The organism is Streptomyces sp. NBC_00370, assembly GCF_036084755.1.
Classification (GTDB): domain Bacteria; phylum Actinomycetota; class Actinomycetes; order Streptomycetales; family Streptomycetaceae; genus Streptomyces.
The window spans coordinates 3,837,099-3,854,582 of record NZ_CP107968.1; the positions used below are offsets into that span (position 1 = coordinate 3,837,099).

Below are 17,484 nucleotides of genomic sequence, written 5' to 3' on the forward strand. Positions count from 1 at the left end.
GTCCCTGCCCGTGTCCGCCGGGGTGTCCGTGTGCCGTGTTGGGCGCCGCCTGTGCCATACCGGGAAGCGCCATCGCCGCGGTCGCGCCGACGGCGGTGACGGCTACCCCGTCGAGGAAGTCACGGCGTGTGATCTCTCAGTGTGGACGTTGAGGGATCCGGCGGTAGATGTCGTCGAGCAGGTTCCGCATCGCCATGCGGAAGATCTCGGCCTGGTGCTCACCGAGGAAGACGCTGTGCCCGAACACCTCCAGGACGACGAGTCCGTGCAGGTGGCCCCAGGCGCTGAGCAGCAGCGCCGTCGCGGGGGGCGGCAGGTTTCCCAGGCCGTAGTGCGGCAGTTGTTCCAGGTAGGCGTGGAGCGCGGGCGAGAGCGCGGAGGCGTCGGCCGCCGCGAGTTGTTCGGGGGTGAAGCCGCCGAACAGTTCGCGCTCGAAGATCGCGCTCATCCGGCGCGTCGCCTGCGTGGTCGGCCCTTCGACGGGCGCCGCGTAACCCCGTAGCGGAGTCCCGTAGAGGAGTTGGAAGTGCTCCGGGTGGGCAATGGCCCATCGACGGTAGCCCTCGGCGGCGACCACCAGCCGCGGCAGGCCGGGGGTGTCTGCGGCGACGTCCGCCGCGTTGTCCACGGCGTGCTGTACGGCGTCGGCCAGGTCGTCGTACGCCTTCGTGACGAGCGTGGTGACGAGCGCGTCCCGGCTGGGGAAGTAGTGGTAGAGCGCCTGCACGGTCATCCCGAGGCTGCGGGCGACCGCCCGCAACGACAGGGCGGCGGGCCCGTGTTCGGCGAGATGGCGCTCGGCCGCGTCCACGATCTCCTGAGTGGCTGCGGCCCTGCGCCGCTCACGCAGGGAGGGCTGGACCATGGCGTTCTCCTCCGTAGGTCGCGAACGCTCCGGCGAGTAGGCCGAGTGCGCCCGAGTGTCAGAAAAATCTAACACTGCCAAATTTCCCGTCGGCTCACTAACGTCACTCGCGGCGACGAAGAGCGCGACAACTCCGGCTGTTTCGCGCCCCTTTCAGCGCTCGGAAACCCCGTACGAAAACCAAAGGAGAAGGCGCGTGTTTGAACGCATAGCCGAACTGGCGATCCGCAGATCCCGGCTGGTACTCGTCGTCGCCGTCGTGGCTGTGGCTCTCATGGGCGCCTTGGGCTTCGGTGCGTTCGGCAAGTTGCTGGGCGGCGGTTACGACGACCCGGCCTCCCAGTCCGCCCGCGCCGGCAAGGTCATCGAGGAGAAGTTCGGCGGGGAGACGAACCTGATCCTGCTGGTCCGCACCTCCGAAGGACGCGTCGACGCCCCGGCCGCCCGGCAGGGCGGCGAGTCCCTGGTGGCCGAGCTCAAGAAGGAGAAGGACCTGGAGAACGTCGTCTCCTACTGGGAGACGGCCAGCCCCGACCTGCGCTCCAAGGACGGCCGCGAGGCCATGGTGCTCGCCCATGTGACGGGCAACGACACCGAGCGGGACGAGCACACCAAGAGCCTCGTCGAGGCGTACGCAGGACCGTACAAGGGCGGCCTCACCGTCCTGGCCGGCGGCGGCGCCGCCGTGACCAGCGAGATGGGCACGCAGTCGGCCGACGACCTGGCCCTCGCCGAGACCATCGCCGTCCCGATCACCCTCGTCCTGCTGCTCCTTGTCTTCGGCAGCCTGGTCGCGGCCCTGCTGCCGCTGGTGATCGGTGTCGTCGCCATCGCTGGCACGTTCGCCGAGCTGTACATCCTCGGCAGTGTCACCGACGTCTCCGTCTTCGCGATCAACCTGACCACCGCCCTCGGGCTCGGACTGGGCATCGACTACGCCCTGTTGATGGTCAGCCGCTTCCGGGAACAGCTCGCGACAGGGGCGAGCGTGGACGACGCCGTCCGCCGGACGGTGAGCACCGCCGGCCGTACGATCGCGTTCTCCGCGGCGACCGTCGCGGCGGCGCTCGCCGCGCTCCTGGTCTTCCCGCAGTACTTCCTGCGCTCGTTCGGCTACGCCGGCATCGGTGTCGTCGTCATCGCCGCCATCAGCACACTGTTCATCATGCCCGCGCTGCTCGTCGTCCTGGGCCACCGCGTCAACAGCGGCCGGCTGCCGTGGGTCAAGCCTGAGCGCACCACCTCCCGTACGCCGTTCTGGGGCCGGCTGGCAGGCACCGTCATGCGGCGCCCCGCGCTGACCGCGCTTCCCGTACTCGCCGTCCTGCTCGTCGCCGCAGGTCCGCTCCTCGGCATCACCTTCGGCACACCGGACGAGCGGGTGCTCCGCTCGGACGCCGAGAGCCGCCAGGTGTCGTCCGTACTGCAGGAGAAGTTCAACGGCAACGACGACGCCGCCCTCCACGTCGTCATCGACAAGCCCGTGGGCAAGGCGCCACTTGAGTCGTACGCGGCCGAACTGGCCGGTCTCAAGGGCGTCGTACGCGTCGAGACCAGCACCGGCACCTACGGCGACGGCGCCGGCGACTCCGGCGGCGGCAACCCGGCGCTGGGCCGCGCGGACGCCCAACAGCTCAATGTCGTCAGCACCGTGACACCGAAGTCGGACGAGGCGCAGACCCTGGTCGGTACGGTGCGGGCGGTACCCGCACCCGCCGGAACACACTCCCTGGTGGGCGGGGCCGACGCCGAACTGGTCGACTCCAAGCACTCCATCGGCAGCCGCCTCCCGCTCGCCATCACCCTGGTCGCGCTGACCACCTTCCTCCTGCTCTTCCTGTTCACCGGCAGCATCACGCAGCCCCTGCGCGCGCTGCTCCTCAACATGATCAGCCTGGGCGCGACCCTCGGTGTGATGACCTGGATCTTCCAGGACGGCCATCTCTCCTCCCTGCTCGGCTTCACGGCGCAGCCCATGGACGTGTCGATGACCGTGCTGATGTTCTGCATCGCCTTCGGCCTCTCGATGGACTACGAGGTGTTCGTCACCAGCCGCATCAAGGAACTCCACGAACAGGGCGAGGACAACGAGTCCTCCGTGACCAACGGCCTCGGCCACACCGGCCGTATCGTCACAGCGGCGGCCTGCCTGCTGGCGGTGAGCTTCTTCGCCTTCGGCACGGCCAAGCTCAGCTTCATGCAGATGTTCGGCCTGGGCAGCGGCCTGGCCGTCCTCATCGACGCGGTGGCCGTACGCGGCATCCTCGTACCGGCGGCGATGCGCCTGCTGGGCCGTGCGGCCTGGTACGCCCCGGGCCCGCTGCGCACGTTCCACAACCGCTTCGGCCTCAGCGAATCGGCCCCTGAGACCGCCCCGGCGACAACCCCGGAGCTGGTGACCGAAGCGCGGTGACCGACGCGCGGTGACCGACACCGCACCGCAGGCCGGACCGCCCGCCTCCCTCCCCCGGGGGCGGGCGGTTCGTCGTGGCCGCGAATAATGACGGGCCGCGCGGCTATGGGCGCGGCGGATTCGGCACACTGGGCGTACGGTCCTGCCGGTGGTGGTGTTGAGCGCACCACCACCCCGGTCGGCGGACGCCCCCGGCAGGGGTCACGTGATGATGTGCGGCAGGAAACGCGCGTACTCGTCGGTGATCAGCCCTGCGGACTCACGGATACCGAGGCCCGCCGACTCGTCGCCCACCACCCACGCGCCCAGCACCACGCGGTTCCCGTCGAAGTCGGGCAGCGGGGCCAACTCCTGGTAGCAGCAGGGCTCGTCGGTCCGTACGACGGAAGCGGCCCCCGCCTCGTGCACACTGACACCGGCGCCCTCGCGGCCGAGCAGCGGCTTCGCGACGTAACCGCCGGTGGTGGCCAGCTCGCGCGGCCCGTCCAGATAGGCCGGGAGCAGATTCGGGTGGCCGGGGTTGCGTTCCCAAAGGATCGCCAGCAGCGCCTTGTTGGAGAGCAGCATCTTCCACGCGGGCTCTATCCAGCAGGTGGTACCCGTGCCGCCGCCGTTGTCGAGGGTGTCCATGACGTGCTCGCCGAAGCGGTCGGTCACCAGCCATTCCCACGGGTAGAGCTTGAAACAGGCGCGTATGAAGCCCAGTTGCTCGTCCACGAAACGCCCCGACAGCTCGTCCCAGCCGATCGCCTCGACGGAGAGCGCGGCCGTGGCTATGCCCGCCTGCTCGGCGGTCTCGCGCAGGTACGCGACCGTCATCAGGTCCTCGCCCAGCTCGTCGGCCTCGGAATGGGCGAAGTGCAACGGCCCCGGCGGCAGCAGATGCGCCTGCTTCCGCCAGCCGTCCACGAGCCGTTCGTGCAGCGAGTTCCACTGGTCGGCTCGGGGGAACCGCTCCTCCATCCAGAACCACTGCGCGCTCGCCGCCTCGACCAGCGACGTCGGTGTGTCGGCGTTGTACTCCAGCAGCTTGGCCGGCGCGCCGTCCGTACCGTCGTACCGCAGGTCGAACCGCCCGTACAGGGACGGCTGTTCGGCCCGCCGCCGCCACGAGTCGGCGACGAGCTCGGCAACCCGCCGGTCGGTGATGCCCAGCGAGGCGAAGCGGTCCTCGGCCACGATGAACGCGGCTGCGTCGAGGCACAGTTCGTGCAGTTCCTCGACCACTTCTTCCAGCGCCTCCACCTCGGGCAGCGAGAAGGAGTAGTACGCGCTCTCGTCCCAGTAGGGGCGAAGCGTGTCGTCGGGATAGCGGGTCAGGGGATAGACAACACCCTGCTCCTCGACGATCCGCTGCCAGTCCGGGCGCGGTGTGATGGTGTGGCGTCGCATCGGCCGGCGACTCAGCCGCCGTGCGAATCGCCATGGCCGCCGAAGCCGCCCCGGCTGACCGCCGACTTGTCGAAACTGCCGCCGGTCAGCTTCCCGCCACGGACCTTGCCGCCGTAGTAGTAGCGCCCGGTCCCGCCGTCATGGCACTGCTTGTCGTCGATCTTCTTGTACGTCGACGGGTCAACGCAGCGCTTGTCCGGGTCGGAGGAACATGACACGAGCGTCGCCGCCAGCAGCCCTATGCTCCCCAGGACCACCGTCCCCGACCGGAAACTGCCTTGCCGTACCGCACCCATCCGAACCACTCCTCCCCCGCCGGGCACCCCTCGGCAACGGGCCGCCCCTAGGCAAAGCCAGACTAAGCACCTCGCTGATCCCACGAATGCCCGGGTCTCCCCAGCGTATGGCCCCGCACACCACCCCAGTTGCGGAGCCCCAGCCTCCGCCGGCACCGACGCCGGCACGTGCCGTCCCCGGCGCTTACCAGGGCACCGTCTCGCCGTTGCGGTCCAGATACGCCAGGCCGGGCGTGCCCAGCCTGGACAGCAGGATGTCCACCAGGAGCGGGACGGACTCCTCCATCGTGAACGGTGCGTCAGGGCCGCCCAGTTCGGTGCGGATCCAGCCTGGTGCCAGCAGGACGAAGGCACGGCGCGTATCGGCCTGGCGGGCCGCGAAGCTGCGCATGAACATGTTCAAGGCCGCTTTGCTTCCCCGGTAGACCTCGCGGCCCCCGGTGGTGTTGTTGGTGATGCTGCCCTGCCCGGACGTCATCGCCCCGATGAGTCCTGCGGGGGCCACGAGGTCTTCGAGCGCTTCGACGACGCGCATCGGGCTGAGCGCGTTGGTGACCATCACCTCGACGAAGTCGGCTACCGGGACCGCGCCGATCGGCGTCCGCTCGTTGTTCGTGATGCCCGCGTTGACGAAGAGCACGTCGAGGCGGCGGTCGGCGAGACGCTCGTGCAGGGGCGGCAGGTGGTCGGGCTCGTTGATGTCGAGACGCTCGATGGTGACGCGCCCGTCGGCCGCGTCCGCGAGGTCGTGCAGGGGTGTGCGGGCGGTGGTGTCGCGGACCGTGCCGATGACGTGCCAGCCCCGGTCGAGGAATTCCGCCGCCATCGCGTGGCCGAGGCCGCGCGAGGCCCCGACGATGAGGGCGGTCGGCGGCCGCCGGTCCGTGGGAGTCGATTCTGTGGCAGTCGATGACATCCGGCGTCATCTCCGTTCGTTACGTCTCGTTACGTCGTGGGTGCCTGCCAAGTCTGTCCGCCGCGCCGCCGCAGCGGCAGGACGGCGGGGCCGATCTGTAGGATTTCCCCCATGACAGATGCATCAGTGTCTGATTCCTTCGCCTCGCAGCCCGATGATGTGCGAATCATTCGCGCACTACAGATCGCTCCTCGGGCTTCCTTCACTGCGATGGCGTCCGCGCTCGGCCTCACCGAGAGCGCCGTCAACCGCCGCTACCGGCGGCTGTGCGCCGAGGGCGTCATCCGTGTGGCCGGGGTGGTCAATCCGGGGGCGCTGGGACAGAGCCGGTGGCTGGTACGGCTCCGCTGCCGCCCCGGCAGTGTCACGGCCATCGCCGACGCACTCGCCCAGCGCGACGACGTCAACTGGGTGGCGGTGAGCGCGGCGGGCTGCGAGATCACCTGCGCGACGCAGTCACGCACCCGGGAACAGCGCGAAGACCTGCTCGGCCAACGGCTTCCGCGCACCGCCGCCGTGCTCGACATCAATGCCTTCGCCATGCTGCGGCAGTTCATGGGAGGCCGGGGCCACTACTGGGCCGCCCTGCGCGGCGCGCTGTCCGCGGAGGAGGAGACCCTCCTCGGGAGCGACGGTTCCCCGTTCACGGAAGCTCCGGTCGTCGCGCGCGACCCCGTACACCTCACCGCCGACGACGAGAAGATTCTTGACGCCCTCGGCGCGGACGGCCGGGCCGGCCTCACCGACCTCGCCGCCGCTGCGGACTCCACTCCGGGCCGGGTGTCCCGCCGTCTGCACGCTCTGCTCCTGAGCCGCGTCGTCCAGATCGACGTCGAGATCGCCGCGGCGGCTCTCGGCTATCACACCCGGGCCAACCTGTGGCTGCGCGTGCATCCTTCGGCGGTGAAGACCTTCGGACGCGCCCTGGCGCAGGAGCCCGAGATCGCCTTCGTCGCGGCCGTCTCAGGCCCGTACAACCTCCACGCCGTCGCACACTGCCGTGACCTGGACGAGCTGTTCGAGTTCACCTCGGACCGCATCGGGTCCATGCCCGGTCTGCAGACCATGGAGGTCTCCCCGGTCCTGCGGCACATCAAGCAGGCGGGCACACTGCTGTCGGACGGCCGCTTGACGGAGCGCTCCCGCAGGAGCAGGAGTCAGCCGCCCTGACCGGCGCTGCCGACCGGGCCGATCCGCACCGGAGAACCGGCGCCTTCGGTGACGGGCAGGGCGGCCTCGCCCGGCCAGTCGAGGGTGACGGACTTCGTCTCGTCGGGCGGGGTGACGACCAGGCCCGTGATGCGGATGCCGGAGCCGCCCGACTTGTTGAACGGGTAGCTGATCGGGAAGGCCGTCGACTTTCCGTCCTTGAGAACGGCCGATGTGGTCTCCTGGCCGGTGCGCTTGGCGGAGAGCGACCCCGCGTTGGTCTTCAGGTCGACGCCCGCGTACCCGGAAATCACACAGTCCCGGCCGCTGCCGTTCTTCAACTCCACCGCGACGGTGGCGTCGGTGTCACCGTCGATGGTGTTGTCCGTCGCCGTGATCTCCAGATCGTCGGTGCGGCACTTGCCGACCTTGCTGCTCGCGTTGGAGCCGCTCGCCCCCGAGTCGTTCCCCGCAGCATCGCTCCCGCCGCCCTGATCCGAACTGTCCGAGCCCGAACCGCTGTCTGCGGAAGGCGTGTTGGAGGCGGCCGACGACGGGGCACTCTGTCCCGCGCTGTCGTCGTCACTCTGACAGGCCGTCAGTGAGAGACCCGCGACGACGGCCAGGGCTGCGAAGGTCAGTTTGTGAACGCGCATCGTTTCTACCTCGATGTCAGTTGGCAGTACGTGGACCGTTCCGTACGTTGCTGACCATCAAGACCCAGCGCGCCCGGTGATCCGTTCCGCACAACCACCGCCTAAGACACGCCTGTTACGCGCACAGCCAGGCACAACACACCCCGCCACCCGCCCACAACCGCGCGAGCGCCCGCCACCGACGGGTAGGAACACCCGTTCCCAGCACCGTTCCGCGCGGCCCCACGAACACCGCCCGCTGGGACAGACCCGTGACGCGGCGGCCCTTGAGGCTGGTCGGTCGCCGGGAGTAGGACCGGCGCCTCATGCGCGCCACGGAATCGCTGATGAGGGTCGGTGTTCATGCAGACCACGGGAACCGCTCGTCGTGATGTGCCGGAGCGCAGGCGCGACACTCTTGAACGCCTCGCCGCAGAGAGGGACATGTGGGTGTCGACGGCCCATCCGGAGCACGGCCCGCATCAAGTGCCGCTGTGGTTCTGCTGGGACGGCCAGGCCGTCTGGATGTGCACCGCCGAGACCTCAGCGACCGCGCGCAACGTACGCACGGAGCCCCGTGTGCGGCTGGCGCTGCCGGACACCTTCGACGTGGTGCTCCTGCAAGGGACGGCGGAGTGCTTCCCTGACCGGGACGTGCCGGCGGACGCCGCGGACGCGTTCGCCGAGAAGTTCGGATGGGACCCACGCGCGGAAGAGGGCCCCTTTCTGTACATACGCGTGACGCCGAAGACCGTGCTCGCCTGGCGCGGCGAGCCGGAACTGCGCGGCAGGGTCCTCATGCGCGAGGGCACGTGGCTGGACTGATCACATGGCAGACCGGCGACGCCAGGGCGGTGTCAGTGGCGTCCGCTTGGATGGGCCGTATGACTGTTTACGACGTCGCCGAGGCGCTGCCCGACATCCGGTCCCTGCGGGACCTGTGCCGGGCGATGGCCATGGCGGAGGCGGTCCTCGATCCGGCCGGCGAGCGGTACTACTCGTTCAACTCCCGCTGGTCGGAGACCGAAGCGCTCGCCTCGATGCGAAACGGATCGGGCGACGAGTTCGACATCGTCTTCTCGTCCGCCGGCGCCTTCATACGCGGCTTCGACCACGAGTCCCCGTTGAGCCCGTACCAGCACGACGCCGCGCCGGCGCCGTGGCCGGGTGTGGTCGACTCGGTCCCGGACGTGTTCCGGAAGTACGTCCGCGAACCCGCCTTCACGGATGAGGACGGCACCCCCGTCGTGACGGTGTGCGTGTGGCGACAGCCGGCGGACGAGCGCTGGCAGGCCGGCCGGATCGACTTCCCCGGCGGGCATCCGGACCCCGACGGCTCGGAATGGCTGTTCGGGCTGCTCGTCGACCCCACTCCCGAGGCGTTCCAGTCGTTTGCCAAGGACTACTACGAGACCCCCGTCGACCTCGAAGCCGTCCGTCACCTCTACGGCCTGCGCCCCCTGACCCGATCCGTGATCGCCGACCTCAACCCGGCCGTCTCCCTGGACGACGTGACCGGGGCAGCCGAGACCATCGGCTATCCCGTGTCGCCCTCGGCCTGACGCCTGTGCGGCTGCCGCTCCCACCGCCCCGGTTAGGTTGGGGTTCGTGATCGATTCGACGTCCGTATTCCAAGCCTTGCTGCACGTCGGCCGCGACGGCGGCGGGTGGCAGCCCGTCACGGACGGCGAGTCCGGGGCCGGGGTCTTCCGTTCTCCTGACGGATCGCGCTACGCCAAGTGCGTCGCAGCCGAGCACGTGGCCTCGTTGGAGGCGGAGCGGGACCGCGTCGCCTGGCTCGGCACGCAGGGGGTGCCGTGTCCACGCGTACTCGACTGGCGTGTCAACGCCGATGGCGCTGCCCTGTTGACCAGCAGCGTCGCGGGAGTCCCCGCCGATCGTGTGCCGGCTTCGCTGCTCCGGGCGGCCTGGCGGCCGATCGCCGGCGCGGTGCGTCAGTTGCACGATCTTCCGCCGGAGCAGTGCCCCTTCACTCGCGACCTCACGCAGATGTTCACCACTGCCCGCGATGTCGTCGCGCGCGGCGCGGTCAACCCGGATTTCCTCCCGCAGGATCAGCGGCAGACACCTCCGGACGAGCTGCTTGCGCGTCTTGAGCCGCAAGTTGACGGCCGCCTCGCCCAGGAAGCCGCGGAAACCGTCGTCTGCCACGGGGATCTGTGCCTGCCCAACATCATCCTCGACCCGGAGAGCATAACCGTGGCCGGCTTCATCGACCTCGGCCGCCTGGGACGGGCCGACCCCTACGCCGACATCGCCCTTCTCCTCGCCACCGCAGGCGAGACGTGGACCGACGGCCAACAGTCGACCGCGGCGGACGAGACGTTCGCCCACCGCTACGACATCGTCCTCGACCGCGACCGCGCGGACTTCTACCTCCACCTCGACCCCCTCACCTGGGGATAAGCCGTGGATCGGCGCCCTCTCAGTGCGCCGCGCGCACCGCCGAGACCAGGCCGCCGGGGCCCTCGTTCTGCCGTGACGGGGTGAGCACCGGACGCCCGTAGGCCTCGGCGCGCTCACGCAAGGTGAAGGTCTCCGCCTCCCAGCCGAGACTGTCCAGCCAGCCGACCGGGTCCTCCGGCATCTCCGAGAGCCACATCGACGCCGCCGATCCCGGACCGGCGTCCCCACGGAAACGTTCGACCACACCGCGCGAGCCCAGTGTCAGGCCCATCCTGCTGCCTGCCGCGGACAGCGCGCCGATCCGTTCGAGCAGCAACTGCACCGCGTCCTCGGGCAGGTAGATCAGCAGTCCCTCGGCGATCCACACGGTCGGCCGCGCCGAATCGTGCCCGGCGGCGGTCAGGGCGCCGGGCCAGTCCTCGCGCAGGTCGACCGGGACGGTGATCCGCTCGCAGCGCGGCACGGCCCGCTCCTGACCCAGCACCGAGGCCTTGAAGCCCAGCGGTTCGGCCGTGTCCACCTCGAACAGCCTGGTCCCCGCGGGCCAGTCCATCCGGAAGGCCCGGCTGTCCATCCCTGCGCCGAGCAGCACGACCTGCCGGACCCCGGACGCGACCGCCCGCTCCAGCAGGTCGTCCAGGAACTTCGTCCGGATGACGATCGAGACGGCCACCCCGAGCCAGCGCCGCCGCGACGCCTCGTCCGCGCGCGGCGGCAACGGCGCCCCGGGCTCCAGCCCGCCGGCCGTGGCAAAGGCCGCCGCCAGCGGATCCCGGAACAGCGGCTGCTCCCGCGCCGTCTCCAACGCCCTCACCCTGGCCACGCCCACGGCGGTGGCCCACACCCCGGACGGCTCGCCCCGTCCCCCCGCGTCAGTCATGCGCCCAGCCTAGGCCGCCGGGTAGCCACGCCCCCGGGCGGCACAAAACCCCAGGGCACCGCAGGCAAGTCCGGGGGTTTCAGAGCCTCCTGTCCCGGTCACGGCACTAGGCGGCGGGGCGTTCTTCGAGGGGGCGGCGGCGCAGGCCGGCCTGCTGGAGCGCTTGCGGCTTGTAGGCCATGTCGAGCTGGCTCACGTCGGTGCCGGGAGCGACGATGGCGTCGATCTCGTCCAGCAGGGCGTCGTCCAGCGTGGTGTCGGCACCGGCGAGCAGGTCGTCCAGGTGCTCCATGGTGCGCGGGCCGATGATGGCCGAGGTGACCCCGGGGTGGGAGACAGCGAACGCCATCGCCAGGTGGGTGAGCTTGATGCCGGAGCGTTCGGCGAGCGGGACGAGCTGCTCGACCACGTCGAGGCGGCGCTCGTCGCTGTAGTGCTTGAAGAGTCCGCCGCGGTGGGTATCGGCCTGCTGCCCCTTGCGGTAGCGGCCGGTGAGCATGCCCTGGGCGAGCGGGCTCCAGACGAGGGTCCCGATGCCGTACTTCTGCGCGACGGGCAGGATCTCGCGCTCGATGCCGCGGTCGAGGATGGAGTACGCGGGCTGTTCGGTGCGCAGGCGTTGCAATCCGCGGGACTCGGCGATCCACTGGGCTTCGACGATGGTGGAGGCCGGGAAGGCCGACGAGCCGACGGCGCGGACCTTGCCGCTGCGCACCAGGTCGGTGAGGGCCGACAGGGTCTCCTCAAGGTCGACCGTGGGGTCGAGGCGGTGCAGTTGGTAGAGGTCGATGTGGTCGGTGCCCAGGCGCCGCAGCGAGTCTTCGACGGCCGTCATGATCCAACGCCGGGAGCCGCCGCGCATGTTGGGGTCCTCGCCCATCGCGCCGTTGAGTTTCGTGGCGAGGACGACGTCGTCGCGGCGGCCCTTGAGGGCCTTGCCGACGATCTCCTCCGACTCGCCGCGCGAGTACACGTCGGCGGTGTCGACGAAGTTGATACCGGAGTCGAGCGCCTTGTGGATGATGCGGATCGAGTCGTCGTGGTCGGGATTGCCGATGGCGCCGAACATCATGGCCCCCAGACAGTAGGGGCTGACCTGGATGCCGGTGCGGCCCAGCGTGCGGTACTTCATGGCTGTCCTCCGGTACTGCTGCTGTTACGATCGGTAAAACGGAACGTCTTACCATTTAGACGATACGGAACACCTTCTCAGTTAGCAATCGGAGGGACACATGAGCACGCCCCGCCCCGAGCCGGCCCGCCGGGTGCGCGCAGACGCGCAGCGCAGTGTCGACGCACTGGTCGAGGCGGCTCGTGAGGTGTTCATCGAAGCGGGCGTGGATGCCCCCGTGCGCCAGATCGCAGGCCGTGCGGGAGTCGGTCTCGCCACGTTCTACCGGCACTTCCCCGAACGCTCGGACCTGGTCTCGGCCGTCTTCCGGCATGAGGTGGACGCCTGCGCCGACGAGGCGGCCGTCCTGGCCGCGACCCAGGAGCCCTTCGAGGCCCTGGCCCGCTGGCTGCGCCGCTTCACCGGGTTCGTCGGCACCAAACGCGGGCTGTCCGCGGCCCTGCACTCGGGCAACCCCGCCTTCGAGCCGCTGCCCGCCTACTTCCAACAGAGATTCGAGCCCGCACTGCGCCAACTCCTCGAAGCGGCAGCGGCCGCCGGTGAGGTCCGCGCCGACATCGCCCCGCTGGACCTGCTGTACGCCGTCTCCCGGATCTGCACGGGAGGCGTGGACCGCACCGCCGACGAGCGAATGGTCGCGCTGCTCGTCGACGGTCTCCGCTACGGCGCGCGGCGCGACAGCTGAGGAGTCCGCCAGGAAACAGGAAAAACCCCAGGTCACGGCGAGTGAGTCCTGGGGTTTTCGGAGCCTCCTGTCGGATTCGAACCGACGACCTACGCATTACAAGTGCGTTGCTCTGGCCAGCTGAGCTAAGGAGGCGCGCGAGAGAAGTGTAGCCGTCTCCGATCAGTGCTCCGGCAGAATTTCGTGCAGGTGAACCTACTGACAGATCGGAAATCCGGGGGTAACGTCACCCCAAGTTCACCCAGGTGGACTAGACCCATCTTCCGCTTCCCTGTGGAAGATCCATTCCTTTACTCGGATCGTCCGGCACGTTCCTGCCGGTGAAGGGACACACTGATCATGGCTACTGTCTCGTTCGACAAGGCAACCCGGGTCTACCCGGGCTCCACGAAGCCCGCTGTCGACCAGCTTGAGCTCGATGTCGCCGACGGCGAGTTCCTCGTCCTCGTCGGTCCTTCCGGTTGTGGCAAGTCGACCTCCCTGCGCATGCTCGCGGGTCTTGAGGACGTCAACGACGGAGTGATCCGCATCGGTGACCGCGACGTCACGCACCTGCCGCCGAAGGACCGGGACATCGCGATGGTGTTCCAGAACTACGCGCTGTACCCGCACATGTCCGTCGCCGACAACATGGGCTTCGCGCTCAAGATCGCCGGCGTCAACAAGGCGGAGATCCGCAAGAAGGTCGAGGAGGCCGGGAAGATCCTCGACCTCACCGAGTACCTCGACCGCAAGCCGAAGGCGCTCTCCGGTGGTCAGCGTCAGCGTGTCGCGATGGGCCGCGCCATCGTGCGTGAGCCGCAGGTGTTCCTCATGGACGAGCCGCTGTCGAACCTCGACGCCAAGCTCCGTGTCTCCACCCGTACCCAGATCGCCTCGCTGCAGCGCCGCCTCGGCATCACCACCGTGTACGTCACGCACGACCAGGTCGAGGCCATGACCATGGGTGACCGCGTCGCGGTCCTCAAGGACGGGCTCCTCCAGCAGGTGGACTCGCCGCGCAACATGTACGACCGCCCGAAGAACCTCTTCGTCGCCGGCTTCATCGGCTCCCCCGCGATGAACCTGATCGAGGTCCCCATCACCGACGGCGGTGTGAAGTTCGGCAACACCATCGTCCCGGTCTCGCGTGAGGCGCTGTCCGCCGCCGCCGACCGCGGCGACACCACCGTCACGGTCGGTGTCCGCCCCGAGCACTTCGACATCGCCGGTGAAGAGGGCGCGGCCACCAAGTCGCTCTCGAAGGCGACCGACGACGCCCCGGCCGGCCTCGCCGTCGCCGTCAACGTCGTCGAGGAGCTGGGCGCCGACGGTTACGTCTACGGCTCGGCCGAGCTCGACAACGAGACCAAGGAACTGGTCGTCCGCGTCAACGGCCGTTCGGTGCCGGAGAAGGGCACGACGGTCCACGTCACCCCGCACCCGGGCGAGCTGCACGTCTTCTCGACCTCCACCGGCGAGCGCCTCACCGACTGATTCCCCGATCGAAGCGATCGACTGGAACGACTGACGCGCCCACCCCGTTCACCGGCGCGAATTCGTCCGCACGGCCCCGCACTCCGGTGCGGGGCCGTCGGCGTAAGTCGACAAATGCCCCGGGATACAGGCCACTTCGACCGAGGGTCGTCAACACGTAATTCGAAAAGACCCCTCGAACCATCCCCCGGCAGAGTGACTAAATGTCGCCAAATCATCACTGGCCGCTACGCTCGCCTGCGTGACCCATACAGCCCGCCGTATCGGCCGAACTCTCGCCTTCGTACTGCCCGTCGTTCTGGTGCTCTCCGGGACCCTCGCTGTCGCGCGTGTCCCGTGGGCGTCCAGTTCCGAGTCGCAGATCATGACCGCTTCGTCGGACACCGCGTCCGTGAAGGCCAAGTCCCGCACCCCGCAGGACATTCTCCGCGACAAGCTCCTGGTCGAGCTTCAGGAGAAGGACCCGGGGATCGCCCTGACCCATCTCCAGCGTGAGGTCGAGGCCCGTCCCTCGCTCGCCAAGCACTGCATGTCGATCGCCCGGTCCCTGGGCCGCGCGGCCGTCGCCCACTACGGTCCCACACGGGCGCAGTCGTTCTCGCGTCCCGTGTGCGACACGTCGTTCGCCTACGGGGTCTCCCAGCAGACCGCGGGGAGCTGACCGAGGGCTCCCTGCCCGCCCCGCATATCGTGCACGGCATGCATACCTATCCGACGCAGGCCGTGGTCCTGGCGGGCGGCCAGGGGTCGCGGCTGCGCCCGTACACCGATGACCGTCCCAAGCCGATGGTCGAGATCCCCGGCACGGGGACCCCGATCATCGGCCATCAGCTTTCCTGGCTGGCCGCCGAGGGGGTGACGGACGCCGTCGTCTCCTGCGGCCATCTCGCCGAAGTCCTCCAGGAATGGCTGGAGGACGCCGTGTTGCCGCTCCACGTCACCACGGTGGTCGAGTCCGAACCCCTCGGGCGCGGCGGCGGGCTCAAGTACGCCGCCGCGCATCTGAAGGACCCCACCGAGCCCTGGTACGCGACGAACGGCGACATCTGGACGCGGTTCTCGCTGCGCGAGATGGCGGCGTTCCACGCGGAGCGCGACGCCACGGCGACGCTGGCGCTGGCCCGGCCCCGGATCCCCTGGGGGGCCGTGGAGACCGACGAGTTCGGGCATGTCCTCGACTTCATCGAGTCGCCCCCGTCGCCTTATCTGATCAACGCGGGCGTGTACGTCTTCGCCCCGGACTTCGTGGAGCTGCTGCCCGACCGCGGCGACCACGAACGTACGACGTTCCCCCGGCTGGCCCGTGAGCGCCGGCTGGCGGGCTTCCCGCTGCCGCAGGGCGCGTACTGGCGGGCCATCGACACCGCGAAGGACCTCACCGAGGCCGCCAAGGAGCTTGCCACCGGCGGGGTTTGAGGCTCCTCAAGGCCGCACGTGCGGATACGTCACGACGTGCGGGTACGTCACGAAGGGGCGGCCACCCCTGTCCCGGTGGCCGCCCCTCCCTCGTGTGTCCCGGGCTCAGCCGAGCAGCCCGCCGATCGGGTTCTTCGCCCCGCCGCCACCGCCCGACGTCGACCCGCCGCTCGTACCGCCGCTGTCGCCGCCGTCACTGCCGCTGCCGCCGCCCGTGCTGCCGCCGCCACCGCTCGTACCGCCGCTGGAGGCGGGACCCTGGCTGCCGGTCGCCGGAGGCGCCTGCTGGGCCGTCTGCGGGGGCGCCTGGCCGCCGCCCGTGCCCTGCGTCCTGCTGGGCTGCTGAGCGGTGCCCGACGTGTCCGACGGGCCGCTCTGCCGGGCGGGCGCCACGCTGCCCGCCGTGGACTGCTGCGCCGTGGGGCTCTGCGACTTGCCCGCCGACGGCTCCGTCGGACGGCCGCTCGTACGGTCCGAACCGGTCGGCGACTGCGACGCCTTGCTGTGCCGCGACTTCTGCGGCAGTGGGGCGCCCGGGAGTTGGTTGACCGGGTCCTGGTTCGGGCCCGGCACCGTCACCATGTCGGACGACCGTACGGCCCCGCCGAGCACGGACCCGATGAGCAGGGTCAGCCCGATGACGACGCTCGCGATGACCGTGCCACGGCGCAGTACGTGCCTGCGCAGGTCCCAGATCTCGGAGCGCGGACCGAGCTTGCGCCAGGCCTCGCCCGCGAGGCGTCCGTCGACGGAGTAGACGGGCGCGCCCGCGATGATCAGCGGGGACCAGGCGGCGAGGTAGATGATGTCCGGCGCGTCGTACGCCGGTACGGTCCGCCAGCTGACGGTGAGGATCAGCGCCGCCGACAGCAGCGTGCCGAGGGAGGCCGCGACCCGCTGCCACAGACCCAGCACCGTGAGCACACCGGCGACGATCTGGAGGAACGCGACGCTCAGCCCGGCGCCCACCGGGTGCGAGAGCGCGAAGTCGCGCAGCGGCTCGGCGAGGGCCCACGGGTGCAGCGAGTTGAGCCACTTCACCATGGAGCCGCGCTCGCCGCCGTCGAAGTACACGGGGTCGCAGAGCTTGCCCATGCCGGCGTAGATGGAGATGAACCCGAGGAACACGCGCAGCGGGAGCAGCACCACGCCGAGGTTCATCCGGCGGCCCGGGTAGTACGCGTGCCGGACGTTGTCGGCGCCGTGCCGTTGGCTGCGCGGCCCGTCGCGACCGGTGTCGGAACCGGAGTCGGAGTCGGGGTAGAGCTCGTAACTCTGTTCGTCCGGGTCGTGTTCGGGGGTGTCGTACGCGCCGACGGCCTGCCGCATCGGGGGCAGCAGCGGCCCCCCGGGCCTGCGGCCGCCACCGCCGGGGACGGCGGGGACGACGGTCGTGCCGTCGTCGTCGAGGTCGATCCGGGGGATGACCTGCGTGGCGCCGGTGTCGTAGCCCTCCGCCGCTTCGGGATAGCCGCCGCCGGCGGCCACGCCGCCCGCGCGCACCGCTGAGGAGTTCCGTACGGCCTGGAGGAGCCCGGTCGCTCCGGGGTCACCCGGTTCGGACCTGCCGCTCCAGACGACGGGTGCCCGGCGGCGTACGGCGCCGGCGCCCGCGGCGCCTGCCTTGCCTGCGGTGCCGCTCATGGCGGGGATACGCGCGGTGTCGGCGCCCGCGCGTGCGGTGCCTGCGCGTGCGGTGCCCGTGCGCTGGGGCGTCGCGAGTTTCACCCGGAAGCTGGCGTGGTTCACGATGACCTGCGCGGGATCGCAGTCCACCTTGAGCATGCTCAGCGGGGGCTGAT

17 protein-coding genes, 1 tRNA gene and 1 pseudogene are annotated in these 17,484 nt (G+C 69.9%); 9 read left to right on the forward strand and 10 right to left on the reverse strand.

Features of this window, described 5'->3' with window-relative positions; translation table 11 throughout:
- Positions 1-64: 64 nt before the first annotated feature.
- Together OHS57_RS37780 and OHS57_RS17040 are read right to left on the reverse strand one after the other, a co-directional pair.
- A pseudogene (locus OHS57_RS37780) lies at positions 65-133 on the reverse strand (twin-arginine translocation signal domain-containing protein); the annotation flags it as partial.
- Between the two features lie 3 nt (positions 134-136).
- Positions 137-865 carry a TetR/AcrR family transcriptional regulator gene (locus OHS57_RS17040; RefSeq protein WP_328582510.1) on the reverse strand — a complete coding sequence of 243 codons (729 nt, stop codon included), beginning with the start codon at positions 863-865 and terminating at the stop codon, positions 137-139.
- A 196-nt stretch (positions 866-1,061) separates the two neighbouring features.
- Between OHS57_RS17040 and OHS57_RS17045 the strand changes: the two genes are divergently transcribed.
- Positions 1,062-3,278 (forward strand): MMPL family transporter, encoded by a 2,217-nt coding sequence (locus tag OHS57_RS17045; RefSeq protein ID WP_328582511.1) that lies wholly within the window; start codon positions 1,062-1,064, stop codon positions 3,276-3,278.
- A 201-nt stretch (positions 3,279-3,479) separates the two neighbouring features.
- Here the strand turns inward: OHS57_RS17045 and OHS57_RS17050 are convergent, their stop codons facing one another.
- From OHS57_RS17050 to OHS57_RS17060, 3 genes are all read right to left on the reverse strand, one after another.
- Positions 3,480-4,670 carry a glutathionylspermidine synthase family protein gene (locus OHS57_RS17050; protein WP_328582512.1) on the reverse strand — a complete coding sequence of 397 codons (1,191 nt, stop codon included), beginning with the start codon at positions 4,668-4,670 and terminating at the stop codon, positions 3,480-3,482.
- 11 nt (positions 4,671-4,681) lie between these two features.
- Positions 4,682-4,966 carry a hypothetical protein gene (locus OHS57_RS17055; RefSeq protein ID WP_041988297.1) on the reverse strand — a complete coding sequence of 95 codons (285 nt, stop codon included), beginning with the start codon at positions 4,964-4,966 and terminating at the stop codon, positions 4,682-4,684.
- A 184-nt stretch (positions 4,967-5,150) separates the two neighbouring features.
- A complete protein-coding gene (locus OHS57_RS17060; protein ID WP_328582513.1) occupies positions 5,151-5,882 on the reverse strand; it encodes an SDR family NAD(P)-dependent oxidoreductase in 732 nt (243 codons plus the stop codon).
- A 111-nt stretch (positions 5,883-5,993) separates the two neighbouring features.
- Here OHS57_RS17060 and OHS57_RS17065 point away from each other — a divergent pair, with 111 nt between their 5' ends.
- Positions 5,994-7,052, forward strand: a complete 1,059-nt coding sequence (locus OHS57_RS17065; RefSeq protein WP_328582514.1) for an Lrp/AsnC family transcriptional regulator — start codon at positions 5,994-5,996, stop codon at positions 7,050-7,052.
- Here OHS57_RS17065 and OHS57_RS17070 read toward each other — a convergent pair.
- Complete coding sequence (locus OHS57_RS17070) at positions 7,040-7,687, reverse strand: DUF4232 domain-containing protein (RefSeq protein ID WP_041988288.1); 648 nt, start codon at positions 7,685-7,687, stop codon at positions 7,040-7,042. The genes OHS57_RS17065 and OHS57_RS17070 overlap by 13 nt on opposite strands.
- A 342-nt stretch (positions 7,688-8,029) precedes the next feature.
- Between OHS57_RS17070 and OHS57_RS17075 the strand changes: the two genes are divergently transcribed.
- From OHS57_RS17075 to OHS57_RS17085, 3 genes are read left to right on the forward strand one after another with little or no spacing between them, the layout of a single operon-like run.
- On the forward strand, positions 8,030-8,491 hold the full coding sequence (locus OHS57_RS17075; RefSeq protein WP_041995912.1) for a pyridoxamine 5'-phosphate oxidase family protein: 462 nt from the start codon (positions 8,030-8,032) through the stop codon (positions 8,489-8,491).
- 59 nt (positions 8,492-8,550) lie between these two features.
- Positions 8,551-9,228: a hypothetical protein gene (locus OHS57_RS17080; protein ID WP_328582515.1), complete on the forward strand. Its 678-nt coding sequence runs from the start codon at positions 8,551-8,553 to the stop codon at positions 9,226-9,228.
- 46 nt (positions 9,229-9,274) lie between these two features.
- Positions 9,275-10,093, forward strand: a complete 819-nt coding sequence (locus OHS57_RS17085) for an APH(3'') family aminoglycoside O-phosphotransferase (RefSeq protein WP_328582516.1) — start codon at positions 9,275-9,277, stop codon at positions 10,091-10,093.
- A gap of 19 nt (positions 10,094-10,112) precedes the next feature.
- Here OHS57_RS17085 and OHS57_RS17090 read toward each other — a convergent pair whose 3' ends face one another.
- Complete coding sequence (locus OHS57_RS17090) at positions 10,113-10,973, reverse strand: class I SAM-dependent methyltransferase (protein WP_041988280.1); 861 nt, start codon at positions 10,971-10,973, stop codon at positions 10,113-10,115.
- Positions 10,974-11,079: 106 nt separating this feature from the next.
- On the reverse strand, positions 11,080-12,105 hold the full coding sequence (locus OHS57_RS17095) for an aldo/keto reductase (protein ID WP_041988277.1): 1,026 nt from the start codon (positions 12,103-12,105) through the stop codon (positions 11,080-11,082).
- 100 nt (positions 12,106-12,205) lie between these two features.
- Between OHS57_RS17095 and OHS57_RS17100 the strand changes: the two genes are divergently transcribed.
- Positions 12,206-12,790, forward strand: a complete 585-nt coding sequence (locus OHS57_RS17100; RefSeq protein ID WP_328582517.1) for a TetR/AcrR family transcriptional regulator — start codon at positions 12,206-12,208, stop codon at positions 12,788-12,790.
- Between the two features lie 61 nt (positions 12,791-12,851).
- On the opposite strand, the gene OHS57_RS17105 is transcribed toward OHS57_RS17100, so the two are convergent.
- A tRNA-Thr gene (locus tag OHS57_RS17105) sits at positions 12,852-12,925 on the reverse strand.
- A 204-nt stretch (positions 12,926-13,129) separates the two neighbouring features.
- Between OHS57_RS17105 and OHS57_RS17110 the strand changes: the two genes are divergently transcribed.
- The 3 genes from OHS57_RS17110 to OHS57_RS17120 all read left to right on the forward strand — a co-directional run bounded on the left by OHS57_RS17110 (position 13,130) and on the right by OHS57_RS17120 (position 15,682).
- Positions 13,130-14,266 (forward strand): ABC transporter ATP-binding protein, encoded by a 1,137-nt coding sequence (locus tag OHS57_RS17110; protein ID WP_041988096.1) that lies wholly within the window; start codon positions 13,130-13,132, stop codon positions 14,264-14,266.
- Positions 14,267-14,507: 241 nt separating this feature from the next.
- Positions 14,508-14,927 (forward strand): hypothetical protein, encoded by a 420-nt coding sequence (locus OHS57_RS17115; RefSeq protein ID WP_041988093.1) that lies wholly within the window; start codon positions 14,508-14,510, stop codon positions 14,925-14,927.
- Between the two features lie 38 nt (positions 14,928-14,965).
- Complete coding sequence (locus OHS57_RS17120; protein WP_041988090.1) at positions 14,966-15,682, forward strand: nucleotidyltransferase family protein; 717 nt, start codon at positions 14,966-14,968, stop codon at positions 15,680-15,682.
- 105 nt (positions 15,683-15,787) lie between these two features.
- Here OHS57_RS17120 and OHS57_RS17125 read toward each other — a convergent pair whose 3' ends face one another.
- Positions 15,788-17,467, reverse strand: a complete 1,680-nt coding sequence (locus tag OHS57_RS17125) for a DoxX family membrane protein (RefSeq protein WP_443043075.1) — start codon at positions 17,465-17,467, stop codon at positions 15,788-15,790.
- Positions 17,468-17,484: the final 17 nt, after the last annotated feature.

Coding starts and splice junctions, on each gene's coding strand:
- OHS57_RS17065 (WP_328582514.1), top strand. CDS start 5,994: ATGACAGATGCATCAGTGTCTGATTCCTTCGCCTCGCAGCCCGATGAT.
- OHS57_RS17090 (WP_041988280.1), bottom strand. CDS start 10,973: ATGACTGACGCGGGGGGACGGGGCGAGCCGTCCGGGGTGTGGGCCACC.
- OHS57_RS17095 (WP_041988277.1), bottom strand. CDS start 12,105: ATGAAGTACCGCACGCTGGGCCGCACCGGCATCCAGGTCAGCCCCTAC.
- OHS57_RS17080 (WP_328582515.1), top strand. CDS start 8,551: ATGACTGTTTACGACGTCGCCGAGGCGCTGCCCGACATCCGGTCCCTG.
- OHS57_RS17050 (WP_328582512.1), bottom strand. CDS start 4,670: ATGCGACGCCACACCATCACACCGCGCCCGGACTGGCAGCGGATCGTC.
- OHS57_RS17040 (WP_328582510.1), bottom strand. CDS start 865: ATGGTCCAGCCCTCCCTGCGTGAGCGGCGCAGGGCCGCAGCCACTCAG.
- OHS57_RS17125 (WP_443043075.1), bottom strand. CDS start 17,467: ATGCTCAAGGTGGACTGCGATCCCGCGCAGGTCATCGTGAACCACGCC.
- OHS57_RS17120 (WP_041988090.1), top strand. CDS start 14,966: ATGCATACCTATCCGACGCAGGCCGTGGTCCTGGCGGGCGGCCAGGGG.
- OHS57_RS17075 (WP_041995912.1), top strand. CDS start 8,030: ATGCAGACCACGGGAACCGCTCGTCGTGATGTGCCGGAGCGCAGGCGC.
- OHS57_RS17100 (WP_328582517.1), top strand. CDS start 12,206: ATGAGCACGCCCCGCCCCGAGCCGGCCCGCCGGGTGCGCGCAGACGCG.
- OHS57_RS17060 (WP_328582513.1), bottom strand. CDS start 5,882: ATGTCATCGACTGCCACAGAATCGACTCCCACGGACCGGCGGCCGCCG.
- OHS57_RS17110 (WP_041988096.1), top strand. CDS start 13,130: ATGGCTACTGTCTCGTTCGACAAGGCAACCCGGGTCTACCCGGGCTCC.
- OHS57_RS17055 (WP_041988297.1), bottom strand. CDS start 4,966: ATGGGTGCGGTACGGCAAGGCAGTTTCCGGTCGGGGACGGTGGTCCTG.
- OHS57_RS17070 (WP_041988288.1), bottom strand. CDS start 7,687: ATGCGCGTTCACAAACTGACCTTCGCAGCCCTGGCCGTCGTCGCGGGT.